The 17300-nt window shown below is 52.5% G+C and carries 18 protein-coding genes; 2 read left to right on the top strand and 16 right to left on the bottom strand.

Translation table 11 applies throughout. From position 1 onward, the window contains the following. Position 1 precedes the first annotated feature (1 nt). The 14 genes from C1714_RS08325 to C1714_RS08265 all read right to left on the bottom strand — a co-directional run bounded on the left by C1714_RS08325 (position 2) and on the right by C1714_RS08265 (position 14117). Positions 2-640 (bottom strand): nicotinate-nicotinamide nucleotide adenylyltransferase, encoded by a 639-nt coding sequence (locus C1714_RS08325; RefSeq protein WP_135567922.1) that lies wholly within the window; start codon positions 638-640, stop codon positions 2-4. Then, positions 637-2157: a nicotinate phosphoribosyltransferase gene (locus tag C1714_RS08320; RefSeq protein ID WP_102342743.1), complete on the bottom strand. Its 1521-nt coding sequence runs from the start codon at positions 2155-2157 to the stop codon at positions 637-639. Before C1714_RS08320 ends, C1714_RS08325 begins: the two co-directional genes overlap by 4 nt. 25 nt (positions 2158-2182) lie before the next feature. Further along, positions 2183-2671, bottom strand: coding sequence for a DUF5673 domain-containing protein (locus C1714_RS08315; RefSeq protein ID WP_135567921.1), 489 nt, complete (start codon positions 2669-2671; stop codon positions 2183-2185). 7 nt (positions 2672-2678) lie between these two features. Next, positions 2679-3314, bottom strand: a complete 636-nt coding sequence (locus C1714_RS08310) for a lactate utilization protein (protein ID WP_210115281.1) — start codon at positions 3312-3314, stop codon at positions 2679-2681. A 5-nt stretch (positions 3315-3319) separates the two neighbouring features. After that, positions 3320-3985 carry an acyltransferase gene (locus C1714_RS08305; protein ID WP_102342741.1) on the bottom strand — a complete coding sequence of 222 codons (666 nt, stop codon included), beginning with the start codon at positions 3983-3985 and terminating at the stop codon, positions 3320-3322. Positions 3986-4084: 99 nt separating this feature from the next. Continuing rightward, positions 4085-4222 (bottom strand): hypothetical protein, encoded by a 138-nt coding sequence (locus tag C1714_RS14055; RefSeq protein WP_167849988.1) that lies wholly within the window; start codon positions 4220-4222, stop codon positions 4085-4087. A 103-nt stretch (positions 4223-4325) separates the two neighbouring features. Next, a complete protein-coding gene (locus tag C1714_RS08300) occupies positions 4326-6881 on the bottom strand; it encodes an ATP-dependent Clp protease ATP-binding subunit (protein ID WP_102342740.1) in 2556 nt (851 codons plus the stop codon). 66 nt (positions 6882-6947) lie between these two features. After that, on the bottom strand, positions 6948-8102 hold the full coding sequence (dnaJ, locus tag C1714_RS08295) for a molecular chaperone DnaJ (protein WP_102342739.1): 1155 nt from the start codon (positions 8100-8102) through the stop codon (positions 6948-6950). A gap of 68 nt (positions 8103-8170) precedes the next feature. Next, complete coding sequence (gene dnaK, locus C1714_RS08290; protein ID WP_102342738.1) at positions 8171-10009, bottom strand: molecular chaperone DnaK; 1839 nt, start codon at positions 10007-10009, stop codon at positions 8171-8173. A gap of 15 nt (positions 10010-10024) precedes the next feature. Then, positions 10025-10675, bottom strand: coding sequence for a nucleotide exchange factor GrpE (gene grpE / locus C1714_RS08285; RefSeq protein WP_102342737.1), 651 nt, complete (start codon positions 10673-10675; stop codon positions 10025-10027). Next, on the bottom strand, positions 10676-11701 hold the full coding sequence (gene hrcA, locus C1714_RS08280; RefSeq protein WP_102342736.1) for a heat-inducible transcriptional repressor HrcA: 1026 nt from the start codon (positions 11699-11701) through the stop codon (positions 10676-10678). A 144-nt stretch (positions 11702-11845) separates the two neighbouring features. Then, positions 11846-12340, bottom strand: a complete 495-nt coding sequence (gene coaD / locus C1714_RS08275; RefSeq protein WP_102342735.1) for a pantetheine-phosphate adenylyltransferase — start codon at positions 12338-12340, stop codon at positions 11846-11848. Next, a complete protein-coding gene (gene rsmD / locus C1714_RS08270; protein ID WP_102342734.1) occupies positions 12337-12897 on the bottom strand; it encodes a 16S rRNA (guanine(966)-N(2))-methyltransferase RsmD in 561 nt (186 codons plus the stop codon). The genes coaD and rsmD overlap by 4 nt, the downstream gene beginning before the upstream one ends. After that, positions 12894-14117 carry an FtsW/RodA/SpoVE family cell cycle protein gene (locus C1714_RS08265; RefSeq protein ID WP_245305083.1) on the bottom strand — a complete coding sequence of 408 codons (1224 nt, stop codon included), beginning with the start codon at positions 14115-14117 and terminating at the stop codon, positions 12894-12896. Before C1714_RS08265 ends, rsmD begins: the two co-directional genes overlap by 4 nt. 91 nt (positions 14118-14208) lie before the next feature. On the opposite strand from C1714_RS08265, the gene def reads away from it, so the two are divergent. Further along, the gene (def, locus tag C1714_RS08260) at positions 14209-14775 is read left to right on the top strand and encodes a peptide deformylase (RefSeq protein WP_102342733.1); all 567 of its coding nucleotides are present in this window, start codon (positions 14209-14211) and stop codon (positions 14773-14775) included. 140 nt (positions 14776-14915) lie between these two features. Next, positions 14916-16751 carry a ribonuclease J1 gene (gene rnjA, locus C1714_RS08255; protein ID WP_102342732.1) on the top strand — a complete coding sequence of 612 codons (1836 nt, stop codon included), beginning with the start codon at positions 14916-14918 and terminating at the stop codon, positions 16749-16751. A 27-nt stretch (positions 16752-16778) separates the two neighbouring features. Here the strand turns inward: rnjA and C1714_RS14050 are convergent, their stop codons facing one another. Continuing rightward, positions 16779-16931 carry a hypothetical protein gene (locus C1714_RS14050; protein WP_167849862.1) on the bottom strand — a complete coding sequence of 51 codons (153 nt, stop codon included), beginning with the start codon at positions 16929-16931 and terminating at the stop codon, positions 16779-16781. A gap of 37 nt (positions 16932-16968) precedes the next feature. Further along, positions 16969-17300, bottom strand: a 332-nt coding sequence (locus tag C1714_RS08250) for a zinc ribbon domain-containing protein (protein ID WP_210115280.1), incomplete at its 5' end; no start/stop codon positions are given.

The raw sequence follows: 17300 nt of genomic DNA, 5'->3' as shown, positions 1-17300 counted from the left end.
GTCACTGTACCTTTTTCATGATTTCATTACGCAGGCCGTTCAGTTCTCTCGGCATCATGTCATCAAGCTTTGCCATATCATCCTGGATTTCACAGAACAGCTTACGCACCTGTGTCGAAGAAATATCGGCATAGGTATCCGGCGTCTTAACAATGGTAAAACATTTGTTCATCTTCATCAGGAAGGCATTGCGCTGAATGATGCGGCGCGCATCATCGCGGCTGCGCTCCATGACAACGATGCCGAATTCCCGGCAGATCTCCTCGGAGAACATCCAGATTCCCTTCATCGGATCCAGTTCCTCCAGCTTGTCCGTACCCATCAGCAGCTTCAGCTCATCGCAGTGATATGTCTTTTTCAGATACTGCAGCGTCTGGTAGGTACGCGGCTGCTGGGATGCCGTCAGTTCATAGTCACTGACGCTCATCCATGGACGCATGACGGAAACATCCCTCAGCATCGACAGACGTTCTTCGTTGGAGAAGGCGAAATTCTTCTTCTGCGTATTCTCAATGTAATCCGACTTGGTCGGTACATAGATAACGCGGTCATAGCCCAGTGCCCTGCGCACCAGATCACCAAGCTCAATATGAGCCTTCGTCGGAGGATTGAATGCGCCGCCGAACATTAATGCTTTCACGCCAGTTCACCTCCATGAAGCTCCTGATACAGCTTCTCCCGCAGATTATGCACACCTTCCGTCAGATCGACATAGTGGCGGTGCGGCATCTCGGGACGCAGCTCCGACTCCCATACCATGCCTTCCAGCTGCGTACGGACCCACAGCTTCTTCTCATCAATTGTCGGCAGATCAATCGCAAGTTCCCCGTTCACAATATGCGGAACCAGAATCTTTTCTACCAGATACGGCGTAAAGTAACGGTCCTTGTGATAGGCATCCGGATCCATATCATAGACATGGATCTCCTTGCCCGCCTCAATCGTCTCACTGTCGAGCGAAATGATGTCACACTGTCCCTTGCCTTCTTCATCGAAGACACGCCAAGCCATCAGCTTGCCCGGAATAATCGCCTTGCTGGCGGAATCCGAGCACTTCATGCGCGGCGAATAGGAGCCATCCGCCTCCTTTACCGCAACCAGCTTGTACACGCCGCCGAAGACCGGCGAAGTAGCGGAGGTGATCAGACGCTCACCGACACCATAGCTGTCAAACTTCGCATTTTCATACAGCTCCATGTTGGCAATCAGCTTCTCATCGAGGGAATTGCTCGCCACCAGCTTAATGTACGGCTTGCCTGCCTTGTCAAGCGCCTTGCGCAGACGCTTGTAGCAGCGGGCAAGGTCGCCCGAGTCGATGCGCGCCGACTTGACACGCCGGTTAGGATCATTCGGATACTTCTGAATCATCCAGTCATCGAGCTTGATCAGATTCGGAAGACCCGACCCAAAGATGCTGTAGGTATCCAGCAGAACCGCAACATTTTCCGGATACGTCTCGGCATAGGCCTTGAACGCCTCGAACTCATCGCCATAGAACTCGATGAACGAATGCGCAATCGTACCGACCGCCTTGACCGAAGGACCGTATTTCATTTCTGCCAGGCAGTTGGCCGTACCGACACAGCCTCCCAGAACCGCAGCGTAGGCGCCTTCATTGCCCGCTGACTCACCCTGGGCACGACGCGTACCGAACTCCATGACATTGCGCTCCCGGTGTGTCGAAAGACCCGATATCTTTGTTGCCTTGGTCGCAATCAGGGAATGGAAATTCATTGTCTGCAGAAGATAGGTCTCAATCAGAATGGCACCGACCATGTCGCACTCGATCCGTACCATCGGAACCTGCGGATAGCACACTGTTCCTTCCCTGAGGGAATACATATCCCCCTTCCACTTATAATCCCGCAGATAGTCACAGAACTCCTGGCTCATTCCCTTCATCCGCAGCCACGTCAGGTCGCGGTCCGTGAAATGATAATTCAACAGAAAACGTACCAGCTGATGCTGGCCGCAGGAGATGGAATATCCCTGCTTGTCCGGGTTTTCGCGGAAGAACATGTCAAATACCATGATCTTGTCCTTGAATCCATGCATGAAGAGGCAGTTGGCCATGGAGAATTCATAGAAATCCGTGACCATCGCCGGATTGTCATAATCCTCATCCGGAATATACGGCACTGCGTGAATCTCTGTCATACTCTTTCTCCCATCCATTCCTTGATCAATACTTGCGCCGGCGCGTATACTTGCGGCCGATCTTTTCATTCAGATATCTGCGGACCTCTTCTTCATTCTTCTTGTCAAAGCTGATACTCATATTGAAATCGGAAGCACGTCCCTTGCGATCCGTATCACGGACCGTGAACCAGGCTTTGAAATCTTTCCTGCCCTCTTCATAGTCATAGCTGCGCACCTGATCCCAGGGAACAAGGCGGCCCGTACTGCAGACCCCCTCTTCCCCAACACCATCACGCAGGAAGAGATAGCAGAAGATGCTCAGCAGCATGAAGGCAAGACGCAGATAGTCGAGCCAGGTGCTGTAGGCAAAAATTGTCGTCAGAATCAGGATGCCGCAGATCAGAAACAGAATCCGCGTCCCCGTCCACATGCGGTCCTTATATTTGACCTTGTTGCGTGTCCTGAGCAGATTCATGAGCATCCATATGCCCAATGCTCCGAACATCGCAGTCAGCGTTATATTGGTTGCCATTGTCATATCAATATCCCAGACCTTCCTTTACTAACAGCACCGTAATTCTTCCCAGCGGCCGCGGGCGGCGCGTAAACACCTCTTCATTGCAGATGGTGTCAGCACTGTCGCAATGCATGCACCAGCCCGTCTTCGTGCATGGCGTCGTCTTGTGCAGACGCTGCGTATTGGCCGGGGCCGCAAGCATCTCAACGCGCTCCTTGGCCGAGGCATCATCACGCACGATCTTGTTCCAGCCCGCGATGACAAATACCTTCCTGGGACCATAGATGAGTGCCGCAAGGCGGTTGCCATTGCCGTCCACATTATAAAGCGAACCATCCAGCGTAATCGCGTTGGAGCTCATCAGATAGTAATCCGCCGAAAGGCTCTCATGGAAGATACGATCACGATCATCTGTATGATAGCGGTCCAGAAAATGATAATCCGGATTACCTGTCAGCCAGGCAATGACGCCCGTTTCCTCCAGCGTCACGGAACCGCCGACACCGATGCTTGATCCCACCGGGATAGTCTCCTTCAGCCACGAAAGAACCGAAGACTTATCTTCAAACACTTCCGCCCCGAAACCGCGGCGCTTCAAAGACTTCACGCAATGATCCAGCTGCAGTTGCTTCATGGCCGCATAGCCTTCGTTGATCATAGTTATCACTCTCCCTGAATCGGAACGATTGTCCCGTCATTTTTCCAGATCGACTTCGGCGGAATGACGCCGCGCACACAGCTGACCGGATAAACGCGGGAATGAGGGCCGATCACCGTACCCGGATTCAGCACAGAATTGCAGCCAACCTCCACATAATCGCCGAGCATCGCGCCGAACTTGTGACGGCCGGTCTCGATGTTTTCGCCGCCATTATGGACAACGATGTTTTTGCGGTCACTCTTGACATTGCTGGTGATGGAGCCGGCGCCCATATGACTGTGGAAGCCGAGGATCGAATCACCGACATAGTTGTAATGCGGCACTTCTACGTGGTCGAAGATGATCACGTTCTTCAGTTCGCACGAATTGCCGACGACACAATCCGCACCGACCAGGGCCGAGCCGCGCACAAAAGCGCAGTGGCGCACCTCGGTATGCGGCCCGATGATGCATGGCGCACCAAGATAGGCACTCGGAAACACATGGGCCGTCTTATGGACCCAGACATGTTCCGAAACTTCGTCATATTCATCTTCCGGAAGATGTTCCCCCAGAGAGAGAATCAGATCCTTGATGCCGTCCAGTGCTTCCCATGGATACGTAAACTGCATCAGATAATCCTTCGCGGCCGTATGATTGAGATCATAAAGATCCTGAATTGTTAACATAATCGCCTCCGTAATCTCTCAACATTATACAAGTCTCGATCATCAGGATACAGAAAAAGCGGGCCGCTTAACAGGCTGCCCGCTTCCTGCGTCCACAATCTACTTCTGTTTCCTGTCCGCCGCATCCGGATCTTCGTAATTATTGGACATCCGGTCCAGATGCTTTCCGGCGGAGCGGAAGTAGATGAACGCTGCGACGCAGATGACGATGATGGCAATGACAGCGATCGGATTCATGGCTCTGCTCCTTTGTTAACTTTAATTTATCATATAAATATGGGAAAAAAAGATCGGAAGCCCGGGCAGGAAATTTCCCTGCCACAGCACTTCCGGTTAAAGATTATTTGCGCATTGTCACATGATAGCCGCTGTCATCCGCATCAACAACAATCGTCTTGCCATTGATGTCCGGATCTTCGAGGATCCTCTTGGCGACTTCTGTCTCAATCTCACGCTGAATATGACGCTTCATCGGACGGGCACCAAAATCGACATCCGTACCAAGTTCGATGATCCGGTTCATCGCCGCATCGGTCACTTCCAGCTTGATGTCGCGGTCGCTCAGACGGCTGCGCAGCTGGTTGAGGAACTTATCCGCAATCTGACGCATTACGTTCTTGTTCAGCGCATTGAAGACAATGATCTCATCAATACGGTTGACAAACTCAGGCTTGAAGAACTTCTGAACCGCTTCCTTATAGTGCTGCTCACGCTCTTCCTTGTCCGGATCAAACGCGTATTGCGAACCAAGGTTGCTGGTCATGATGATGATCGTATTCTTGAAGTCAACGGTCACACCCTTGGAATCCGTCACCCGGCCATCATCGAGAATCTGCAGCAGAATGTTGAACACATCCGGATGCGCCTTCTCGACCTCATCGAGTAGAACGATCGAATACGGATTGCGGCGTACCGCTTCCGTCAGCTGACCACCCTCATCGTAGCCAACGTATCCAGGAGGAGCACCGATCAGACGCGACACACTGAACTTCTCCATGTATTCGCTCATATCGATACGAATGATGTTCTTCTCATCGTCAAACAGCTGCTCCGCAAGCGCCTTGGCAACTTCCGTCTTGCCTACACCCGTAGGACCAAGGAACAGGAACGAACCGATCGGACGGTTGGTATCCTGAATGTTGGCCTTCGAACGCATGATGGCATCGCATACAAGCTGAATCGCATCATCCTGGCCCATCACACGCTTCTTCAGATATTCCGGCAGATGCAGGATCTTCTCCCGCTCCGTAGACATCAGACGGGTCACCTCAATGTGCGTCCAGCGCGACACGACCTTCGCAATGGCCTCCGCATCTACCGTCTGCTTGAGCATCGCATTGTCACCGGACTTGTTGCCCTCGGCAATCTTCTTCTCCAGCTGCGGAATCGTCTTGTACTTCAGCTCGCCTGCCTTCTCATAATCCGCTCTGTTTTCTGCCTCATTGAGATCACGGCGCGCCTTGTCCAACTCCGACTGCGCCTGGGCAATCGAATTGAGACCGGCCTTTTCCTTGTTCCACTGGCTCATGCCCGCTTCATACTTCTCATTAACATCGGCCAGTTCCTTTTCAATCTCCGCTTTCCGCTGCAGAGCCTTGGCATCGGTCTCTTCCTTCAGCGAAGCCTGCTCCATCTTGAGCGTCTTCACCTTGCGGTCAAGGTCATACAGTTCCTGCGGCAGGGAATCGAGCGCCACACGGGTCGCAGCACATGCCTCATCGACCAGGTCGATCGCCTTATCCGGCAGATAGCGGTCCGTAATGTAGCGGTCCGACAGACGGGCTGCCTGCACCAGAGCCTCATCCTTGATCGTCACATGATGATGGTTCTCAAAACGCTCCTTCAGCCCGCGCAGAATGGCAATCGTATCGTCCACGGTCGGCTCAGATACCTGAATCCGCTGGAACCGGCGCTCCAGAGCACGATCCTTTTCAATGTACTTGCGATACTCATCATAGGTCGTTGCACCGATGCACTTGAGTTCGCCTCTTGCAAGCATCGGCTTCAGAAGGTTGGCCGCATCCATACTGCCTTCTGTCTTGCCCGCGCCGACCAGGTTATGGATTTCATCGATGAAGAGGATGATGTTGCCATCGGCCTTCTTCACCTGATTCAATACACCCTTCAGACGTTCCTCAAATTCGCCGCGGTATTTTGCACCGGCGATCAGAGAGCCGATATCAAGCTCGATCAGCCGCTTGTTCTTGAGTCCCAGCGGCACATCGCCATTGTAGATACGCCATGCAAGGCCTTCGACGATGGCCGTCTTACCAACGCCCGGCTCACCGATCAGAATCGGGTTGTTCTTGGTCTTGCGGGAAAGGATCTCGATCACACGGCGGATCTCTTCATCACGTCCGATGACCGGATCAATCTTTCCGTCCTTGACATCCTTGACAAGATCACGCCCGTATTTGCTCAAAGCATCTTCCTGTGCCTCGTTGCCCTGATCATCCATCTTCATGCCGGCCCGGCGCTCTTCCTCCGCCTTCATGACGTCCTTGGTCGTGAAGTTGAATTTCTGCTCCAGATCTTCTGCAACCGGAGCCTTGCTCAGAAGAATGCCGATCAGAAGAGCAGCCGACGACATATAGGTGTCGCCTTCCTTCTTCATGTAATCAAGCGCCTGCTGATAGCCGCGGTTCAATTGCGAAGAAAGTACCGGCTGACCGCCGTCTGTAGTTGTTGAAAGGCGTTCGATGGCCTCATTGGCCATCCTGAGCATCGCATCCTTATCGGCACCGACCCGCTCCCAGATGCCATTGAGACCTTCGTCCTCCAGCATCGCAGAGAGCACATGTTCCGGCGTCAGTTCCGGATTGTGATGTTCCTGTGCCTTGCGCAGTGCAGACATGATGATCTGCTGCAGCGCTTCTGTCATTTTTTCAATATCCATACTGAAAACCTCCTTTCATGAAGGAATTCCTGTTTGTGTTTCACAGTTCTTCGTTACTGCCGTAAATCAGCGGCCGGAGAACTTCTGCTTGAATGCTTCCCACGGAGACTTCTTCTGATTGTCCTGCAGTTCCTTGAGCTGCTGGTACAATTCCTTCTCACGCGGCGAAAGCTTCTTGTCGATCTGCACCTGAATCGTGCAGAACTGATCGCCCGGACGGCCATCATGCAGATCCGGAACGCCCTGTCCCTTCAGACGGAGCTGCGTCCCATCCTGCGTACCCGCCGGAATCTTCATCGTCACATCACCATGGATCGTCGGCACATCAATGTTCGTACCAAGCGTCGCATCCACGGCGGACACCGGAACATTCAGATAGATGTTCTTGTCCTGACGAACGAATCTCGAATCTTCTTCCACATGGATCACGATGTAAAGATCACCGTTTTCACCGCCATTGGTACCATGGGAACCCTTGCCGGCAACCCTGAGCATCTGGCCGTCATCAATCCCTGCCGGAATCCTGACTTCCACCTGCTCATGCTCACGCGTATATCCGCGTCCGCCGCACTTCGGGCAGGCTCTGCGAATACGCTTGCCACTACCGCGGCAATCCGGGCATACCGACTGACTCTGCATAATGCCGAGCATCGTCCGCTGCTGCGTCACCACATAGCCGGAGCCATGGCAGGTGGGGCATGTTTCAATATCCGAAGGGCTGGCCGCACCTGTCCCGCCGCAGGCCGTGCATTTCTCATCGACATCCAGATCCAGGGTCTTGGTCGTGCCGAAACATGCGTCCATGAAACTGATCGTCATGCGCATCTGCACATCCTGACCCTTATGGGGACCGTTGTCTGCACTCCTGCGGGAACTGCGGGTACTGCCGCCGAAACCGCCGCCGAAGAAGTCAGAGAAAATATCATTCAGGTCATCAAAGCTGCCCGAAGTGAAGCCCTGCGAGAAGCCGCCGAAACCATTGCCGGCCTGGGCTCCATCCATGCCTGCAAAGCCGAACTGATCATAGGTCTTGCGCTTTTCAGGATCGCCGAGCACCTCATATGCCTCATTGATTTCCTTGAACTTTTCTTCGGCACCGGGTTCGTGGTTGACATCGGGATGATACTTCTTTGCCAGCGTCCGGTATGCCTTCTTGATCTCATCTTCACTGGCATTTTTATCTACACCGAGAACCTCGTAATAATCTCTCTTTTCGGCCATCTCAATACCCGCCTTTCATCCGTAGAACAAATCCCGGAAGTACCAGCCCCCGGGATCTGTCATTGTAATTACTTCTTCTCCTTGAAATCCGCATCCATCACATCATCGTTATTGCTGGATGAGGAATTGTCCGCAGAGCCGGAGGAAGATGCGGAACCACCGCCGTTAGCCTGCTGCTGCGAATACATCTGCTGCGCCATATCATTGGCTGCCTTTTCAAGTGCATCCATTCTGGACTTCAGCGTAGCCATATCGTTCTTGTTCAGAGCTTCCTGCAGCTCATCACGTAGCTTCTTGACTTCATCCTTCTGTGCCTGGGTGACGTTAGGATTATCAGTCTTCAGCTCCTCATCAACCTGGTTGATGAACGCCTCCGCCTTATTGCGGGTCTCGATGTCAGACTTGCGCTGATCATCTTCGGCCTTATGGGCTTCCGCATCCTTGACCATGCGGTCGATCTCTTCATCGCTCAGACCGGAAGAATTCTGGATCGTGATGTGCTGCTCCTTGCCTGTGCCCTTATCCTTTGCGGATACCTTGACGATGCCGTTGGCATCAATATCGAAGGTAACCTCAATCTGCGGAACACCGCGACGGGCCGGCGCAATGCCGTCGAGCTGGAAGTTGCCCAGCGTCTTGTTGTCGGCAGCCATCGGACGCTCACCCTGCAGAACATGAATGTCAACTGCCGGCTGGTTATCCTGTGCCGTCGAGAATACCTGGCTCTTGGAAGTAGGAATCGTCGTGTTACGCGGAATCAGAACCGTCATCACACCGCCCAGCGTCTCAATGCCAAGGCTCAGCGGCGTAACATCGAGCAGAAGCACGTTGTTTACGGAGCCGTTCAGAACACCGCCCTGAATAGCGGCACCAATGGCGACGCACTCATCCGGGTTGACCGACTTGTTCGGTTCCTTGCCAAGTTCCTTCTTGACAGCTTCCTGAACAGCCGGAATACGTGTCGAACCACCGACCAGAAGTACCTGATCCAGATCCGACGGGCTCAGCTTCGCATCCGAGAGCGCCTGACGCACCGGTCCCATCGTACGGTCAACGAGGAACTTCGTCATCTTATCGAACTCCGCACGCGTCAGCTTGTAATCCAGGTTCAGCGCACCGGAGCCATCCTTTGCCATCGCAATGAACGGCAGCGAAATCTCAACCTCAACCATGCCGGAGAGATCCTTCTTCGCCTTCTCGGCCGCATCCTTCAGACGCTGCAGAGTCATGTTATCAGCCTTCAGATCAATGCCGTGCTCAGCCTTGAACTTGTCAGCCATCCAGTCGATGATCACGTTATCGAAGTCATCGCCGCCCAGATGTGTATCACCTGCGGTCGAAAGAACTTCGAACGTACCATCGGCAATATCAAGAATCGAAACATCGAATGTACCGCCGCCAAGGTCGTACACCAGAACCTTCTGTTCCTTTGCCCCCTTGTCAATGCCGAATGCCAGTGCCGAAGCCGTCGGCTCATTGATGATACGCTTGACATCGAGACCGGCAATCTTGCCCGCATCCTTGGTAGCCTGACGCTGTGCATCATTGAAGTATGCCGGAACCGTAATGACCGCTTCCGTTACCTTTTCACCCAGATAGGCTTCTGCATAATCCTTCAGATAGGACAGGATCATTGCCGAAATTTCCTGCGGCGTATATTCCTTGCCTTCCAGCGTCACCTTCTCATTGGTGCCCATCTTACGCTTGATTGAATATACCGTGTTCTTGTTGGTGACCATCTGACGCTTTGCCGCATCACCGACAATGCGCTCACCGTTCTTGAACGCTACGACCGACGGCGTTGTGCGGTTGCCTTCGGGGTTTGTTATTACCTTCGGAGTCGAACCTTCCATAACAGCTACGCAGCTGTTGGTCGTTCCCAAATCGATACCGATAATCTTGCTCATAATTTATCCTCCCGGTCACTCACTGACCTTGACCATCGCCGCCCGCAGCAGCCGGTCTTTCAATTTGTATCCATCCTGAAATACTTCCAGCACCTGGCCGGTCTTAACGCCGTCGACGTGCTCGCTCATCACTGCCTGCATCCAGTTGGGATCAAAATCCTTTCCTTTGCAGTCAATGGGCTCCACGCCCTCTTTCTTGAGGGCGCTGAGAAGTGAATTCAGCACCATTTCAAATGCCTTGCGATAATTCTCATCTTCCGTATCCTTCGGCTTCACCGCCAGCGCCCGCTGACAGTTGTCGATGACCGGAAGAACTTCCTTGGCAAACTCCTGAATGTGATACTTCATATGCTGATCAAATTCATTGTTCAGCCGCTTCCGCGTATTTTCTGTATCCGCATATGCCATCGCATAGGCATTCTTGAGTTTTGCCACCTGATCATTCAGATCCTTGACCTGCGTCTGCAGCGTCTTGATCTCTGCATCCCTGGGATCAGGCTTATGTTCCTCGGGCGCCTTTTCCTTCTTCTCTTCCTTCTTTTCTTCCCTGGATTCTTTTTTCTCTTCGACCTTTTCCTTCGGTTCCGAAGCCTTTTCTGCAGGCTCCGCGTTTTCCTTGATATGCTGGGCCGCTTCAGCCGCCGTCTTCTTTTCTTCTTCTGCCATTTACTTCTCACTGCCTCCGTTGTTGTACATCTTTTCAATCAGCCGTGATACATATTCGAGCATTGCAACAATGCGGTCATAGTTCATGCGGCTCGGCCCGACAACCATCAGCTGTCCGGTCTCTCCCTTGTTGATCCGGAAGGTGCTGCGGACAACCGCCACATCATCGACCCAGGTCAGCTGTGCACCGTTGGGGATCGTGACACTCGTAGAAGTGGAACCCGTTCCCAGCTGGCGCCAGGAGCTTGGATCATCCAGAACGCTCATCAGCTTCTTCAGCTTGTTGATGTCCTCGAACTCCGGCTGATAGAGCATCTTGTCCTTGCCCGAGAAATACACATTCTCACTGGCAAACTTGATAAATGCCTTAACGAACGCCATGAACAGAACATCATGTTTCTGAACGATCTGACTCAGTTCCGGCCTGATCTCTTCCATCTTTTCCGGCAGTTCGGTGACCGGAACATCTTTCAGCCGCTGGTTGAATATATCCATGCAGCTTTCGATGTCCTCCATCGGAATGTCTTCATCGAAGCGGAAGTTCTTGGTCTCCGTGTGACCCGTATTCGTAATGAACACCGCCACAGCATTACGCGCATCGATCGGAAAGATCTTTACGTGTTCCAGACGCTGCGTACTGGAATCCGGTCCGATGGCCCCGGTCGTCAGGTTTGTCATTTCAGACAGAATCTGGCAGCTGTGGCGCACCGCGTCTTCAACGTTCATGTTCGAAACATCGAAGGCATCATGGATTGCCATCTGCATCTTCTTGTCGACGTTGGAATCTTCAAGAAGATTTTCCACGTAGAACTTGTAGCCCTGTGTACTGGGAATACGGCCCGAAGAGGTATGCGTCTTTTCGAGATACCCCATCTCCTCCAGAACCTGCATATCATTGCGGATCGTTGCCGAAGAATACGGCAGCTTGTACTTCTGACGCAATGTGGAAGAGCCGACAGGTTCAGCGGTGCGGATATATTCATCTACAATTGCCTTAAAGATTTCAATGCGTCTTGGTGTCAGCATTTCTTCACCTCTCTTAGCATTCCGCCTTCCTGACTGCTAAAACTATAGCACTGTGGTTTAGCACTGTCAACAGCTAAGTGCTAAAAATAAAAAGCTCCGGAAAACCGCATTCCGAAGCCGTTTTTAGCCATTATATTCAATATTTCAGCGACGATTTCCCGTCAGCTTGGCAAGCACTCTTTCCCGGATCGGGCCCGGAACCATGCCCCGGATACTGCCGCCGTTGGCCGCAACCTCGCGCACTACCGAAGACGAAAGAAACGAATAGGTCGGCCGCGCAATGAAGAACAGAGTCTCGATCGAATCATTGAGCATCTGGTTGGCCGTCGCCTGCATCAGTTCATATTCATAGTCACTGACGGCACGGATGCCGCGGACGATCACCTGATCACCCAGTTTTTTCGCATAGTCAACCGTCAGGCCGCTGCCGATATGTACCCTTACATTATGAACATCCGGCAGAGCTGCCACGCTCTGTTCGATCAGTTCCTTGCGCTCTTCTTCGGAAAAGATGCATTTCTTGGCCGGGTTGGCCATGATCAGAACATCCAGCGAATCAAACACCTTGCTTGCCCGCTCGATGATATCCAGATGTCCGTTGGTAATCGGGTCAAATGTCCCCGGATAGCACGCCTTCATTTCATTTCCTCCTGACGGTAATAAAGAACCTGGGTAATGCCGTAGAGTGCCTTCTTATATAAGATAAGGGAATCGCAGCGTTCTTCATAGATATCTTCCTTCGCCGCCTCAATGACAACAATCCCGTTTTCATCCAGCAGTTTCTTCTCCACAAGAAGATGAAGAATTTCCGTGTTTTCCTGCTGCTGATAGGGAGGATCCATATAGACAAGAGCGAAGGATACCCCCTGCTGTGCCAGCACATCCAGCGCATGGCGCGCTGGCATGGGAAGAACCGTACACTGCTGCTGCCCGTTCAGCCGTTCAATGTTGGAACGCACGCAGGCAACGGCCATCCGGTTCTTATCAACGAACCAGCCGTGATCCATTCCCCGTGACAAAGCCTCAAGGCCAACCGCACCGCTTCCTGCATAAAGATCCAGCACATTGCCGCCATCAAAGAATCCGCCCAGCGAAGAAAAGACTGCTTCCCTGACTTTATCCAGCGTCGGCCGCGTACTTCTTCCTTCCGGTGCGTCAATCTTCCGGGATCCCCATTTTCCGCTGACGATTCTCACTGGATCAGCCCCTTGCGGTACTGAGAAATGACCGCCTGTGCCAGTCCGATGGAAACCATGAAGGCAAGCGTCGAACTTCCCCCCGAGGAAATCATCAGCAGCGGAACGCCGGTCAGAGGAATCATGGCCGTGACGCCGCCGATATTGAACAGGCAGTGAATCAGCAGATACATTGCCGTCCCGATCAGAATGATCCTTCCTTTTTCACTTTTCATATGCAGCGCATAGTGAAACAGGCGGCAGAGAATGATCAGATAGGGAATGAAAATCAAAAGGAAACCGATCATGCCCATCTCTTCAACGACGATGGCCAGAATGAAATCCGTGTTCGCCGCCGGAAAACTTGTATATTTCCGCACGCTGTTGCCGAAACCGAGACCTCTCCAGCCGCCCGAAGCAAAGCTGATCAGGCCATTGATCAGCTGATAGCCCGTATCATACTGATCCGCAAACGGGTTGAACGCAGAAATAAAGCGGTTTTTCTGATAATCGGCAATCGGCAGCATCTCGACGAGCTGAATGCCTGCCGGTGTCAGAAGGTAGATGATTCCGGCAATGCCGACCAGTGTCAACACCCCAAGCACCCGCTGAAATTTCCGCATGGCCGGATTCTGCGGAATCAGAAAGCAGACAATGGCAATGCTCAGAACAACCGCCATCGATCCAAAGTCCGACTGCAGGATGAAGATGATGAAGGCAAACAGCATAACAAACAGAAACGGCCGCCCCCAGAGATCTCTACCCTTTTCATAATGCCGGCTTACATCGCCGCAGTATGCCGCAATGACCAGCGGAACAAGCGTCTTGGTAAATTCCGAAGGCTGAATGGAAATATCAAGAGATGATACCGGGACACGGATCCACGCCTTGGCGCCGTTGACTTCCGGAAACGCGAGGCATGCAAGCAACGCAAACACCATGCCGACGGCAAGCTTTGGAAAATCCTGACTCTTCAGAAAATTCAGCGAAAACCGGTTAGCCAGATAGGTCATCGAAAAGTAGCCGGCGATCAGGAAGACTGCCTGCTTGGCAATGACAAAGGCAAGGTAGCCCGGCTGCCCGATGGCAAGTCCCATCGATGCGCTGGTAATCATGAGAAGGCCATAGAAGGCCAGAATGATCAGGCTCCAGTGAATGTAGGGATCCGCATAATGCGGCATCCGGTAGAAGAGACGATGCCGGCGGGAAGCCTTGATGGTAGAAGCACGTGCTGCTGTCATAGCCCCGATTTTAGCATTGTCCCATTGTCTGCGGCAATTGTTTTGACATTAACTGCTGTTATGCATAAAATACACTGCGAGGCAGACAACGATGACAATTAATAATGATACGATCATTAAAGATAACGACCCGAGAATCCGTGAGCAGTCCCTTCCCGTTCCTCTTCCATTGAGTGATGAGGATGCCAGCCTGCTCAGAGAAATGTTTGACTATGTCCGCAAAAGTACGGACGAAGAGACAGCCAAGCGCGAAAATCTGCAGCCGGCTGTAGGCATCAGTGCCATCCAGCTGGGCATTCCCAAGCAGCTGACCGCCGTCATTGTTCATGATGAGGACAAAAACGGTAACGAAGTCACCTACCAGTACATGCTTGCCAATCCGCGGATCGTTTCCAGCAGCATGCAGAAAGCCTATCTCGAATCCGGTGAAGGCTGCCTGTCTGTTCCTGAGGAACATCCGGGCTATGTCGTACGCAGCGCCCGTGTCACCGTCAAGGGTTTCGACCTTTTGACCAACAAGGAAATCACCATCCGGGCCCGCGGCTACATCGCCATCGTCCTTCAGCATGAGCTCGATCACTTTAAAGGTGTGCTCTACTACGATCACATCGACAAGAACAATCCTACCCCGCACGTAGACGGGGCCTTAGTCCTTTAATTCATCTGTAAACAGCTGTTTTAATTTATTGAAAATATAATGCAGGCAGTTGAATCAGTTCCGTAAGCGCGTGCTATAATTCGCTTGACAGAATCATTTTCTTATTTTCGCCTGTTTTTCAAAGAATAGAGGTATCCCTAATGGAGAAAAAAGCAACATCCGCAGGCACCAGAAGGCGTCCGGCCCGTCCTGTGGTTCAGATCCCGGATACAAATTTCACCGAAGCAAATGTAAATCATGATACAGATACGCTGGTCTATGCGATCGGCGGCCTTGGCGAAGTCGGCAAGAACATGTACTGCATCGAGCATAATGATGAAATTGTCATTATCGACTGCGGTGTCCTGTTTCCGGAAGATGATCTTCTCGGCATCGACTACGTCATTCCGGATTATTCCTATCTGGTAAAAAATCAGTCCAAGATCAAGGCTCTGATCATCACCCATGGTCATGAAGACCATATCGGCGCCATTCCCTTCTTCCTGCAGCAGGTACATCTGAAGGAAATCTATGCTCCGCGCTTTGCAAAATATCTGATTGAGAAGAAGCTGGAAGAGCACCGTCTCACCAAATCATGCAAGATCATTGAAATCAACGGTGATTCGCGCATTGATACGAAGTATTTCCATATCGGCTTCTTCAATACCGTCCACTCGATTCCGGATTCGCTCGGCGTCCTGATCAACACGCCGAACGGCCGCATCGTTGAGACCGGCGACTTCAAGTTCGATCTGACCCCGATCGGTCAGCAGTCGGATTATCAGAAGATGGCCTATATCGGACAGGTCGGCGTGACGCTGCTCATGAGCGATTCCACCAACTCATCCGTCCCGGGCTTCTCGATTTCCGAGCGCCGCGTTGCCCAGGCGATCATGGAACAGGTACGCCGCACGCCGGGCAGACTTCTCGTCTCGACCTTCGCATCCAACGTCAACCGTCTCAACCAGATTCTGATGGCAGCGGTCGCCTGCAACCGCAAGGTTGCGGTCTTCGGTCGTTCGATGGAAAACGTTCTCGAGATCGGCCGCAAGGTCGGCTTCATCAAGATCAAGGATTCGGATTTCATCTCCGGAAACGATCTGAATACGCTGCCGCCCAATCGCATCTGCATCGTCTGCACCGGTTCCCAGGGTGAGCCGATGGCAGCCCTCAGCCGGATTGCCAACGGTACGCACAAGTATCTGCACATTATTCCGGGCGATACGGTACTGTTCTCTTCCAACCCGATTCCGGGCAATGGTGTCTCCGTATCCGCTGTCATCAACCAGCTGACCAAGGTCGGTGCCAACGTCGTAACCAATTCGCCGCTGACCAGCTACCATACGACGGGACATGCGCCGCAGGAAGAGCAGAAGCTGATGCTCAATCTGATCAAGCCGGCTTACTTCATGCCGAACCATGGCGAATACAAGATGCTCGTCCAGCATGCCAAGACAGCCCAGGAAACCGGCATTCCGGCAGATCACTGCCTCATCTGTGCCAACGGTGATGTCGTCGTACTGCGCAACGGTACCGCCTTCAAGGCCAATGAGCGGATTCAGACCGATGCCATCTATGTCGAAGGTAACGACGCCTCCGGCCTCTCCACTTCTGTCATCAAGGACCGTCAGATCCTTGCGGACAGCGGTCTGGTTGCCGTCATCGTGACCATCGACTCCCGTTACAACAAGATCCTGTGCCGGCCATCGATCGTGAGCCGCGGCTTCGTCTACATCAAGGACAGTCAGACCCTGCTCAAGGAAGCAGAAATGATCGTCTACGATGCTCTGAAGAAAAAGATGCAGCAGCGCACGACATTCGGTGAACTGAAGAACTGCATCCGCAGCGCTCTCGAACCGTATCTCTTCGAGAAGACCAACCGCAACCCGATCGTTATTCCGGTCATTCTGAACCAGAAGGCAGCGATTGCCGAGATTCAGGCCAAGAGTGCCCACCGCACCCGTGCCGCGCACCAGGAGAAGCAACGCGCCGAATAACATCATTACTAAAACAGCGCCATGAGCCTACTGCCCATGACGCTGTTTTTTCGTTTCCTTTTTGATGTTGTGCTTCTTCATCTTCTCCTGGAAGATGTCCGTGATGATCCTGCGCAGCTCTTCACGTTCTTTTTCCGGAAGCTCACCCGGTTTCTTTGCGACGGCATTTGACACTCCCACAGCTAAAGCACGTGGGATTCTTGAGAAGTCTGATTGCTTACGCAATCCTTATTCTCAAAGGGCTTGCCAACAGCCCTCTACACAGTCCCTCAGCGCTGAGGTTCTGTTTACCTTTCCTTGCGATGTTGCACGCTCCGTTGATGTCTGCGTTAACGAGCGTGTTTTCTTTGGTACTGTACAATCCCCGGTTGATGCGTTTGCCTGAGAATGTACCGGCATACGGATGTTTTGTGTCGTACACCGGAATCGCGTCACCGTCTAAGAACGATGCCTTTGACGTGTACGATTCTTCCGTTTCGATGTACGCAATGCCATATCGTTCGCACAGCGTTTTCAGATACGTGCGAAGCTGGTCAAACGGGATCTGAA

Source organism: Galactobacillus timonensis (assembly GCF_900240265.1).
In the GTDB taxonomy this organism is placed as follows: domain Bacteria; phylum Bacillota_I; class Bacilli_A; order Erysipelotrichales; family Erysipelotrichaceae; genus Bulleidia; species Bulleidia timonensis.
The sequence above is the reverse complement of the archived record's forward strand: the minus strand, read 5'-3'. Positions and strand labels throughout refer to the sequence as shown.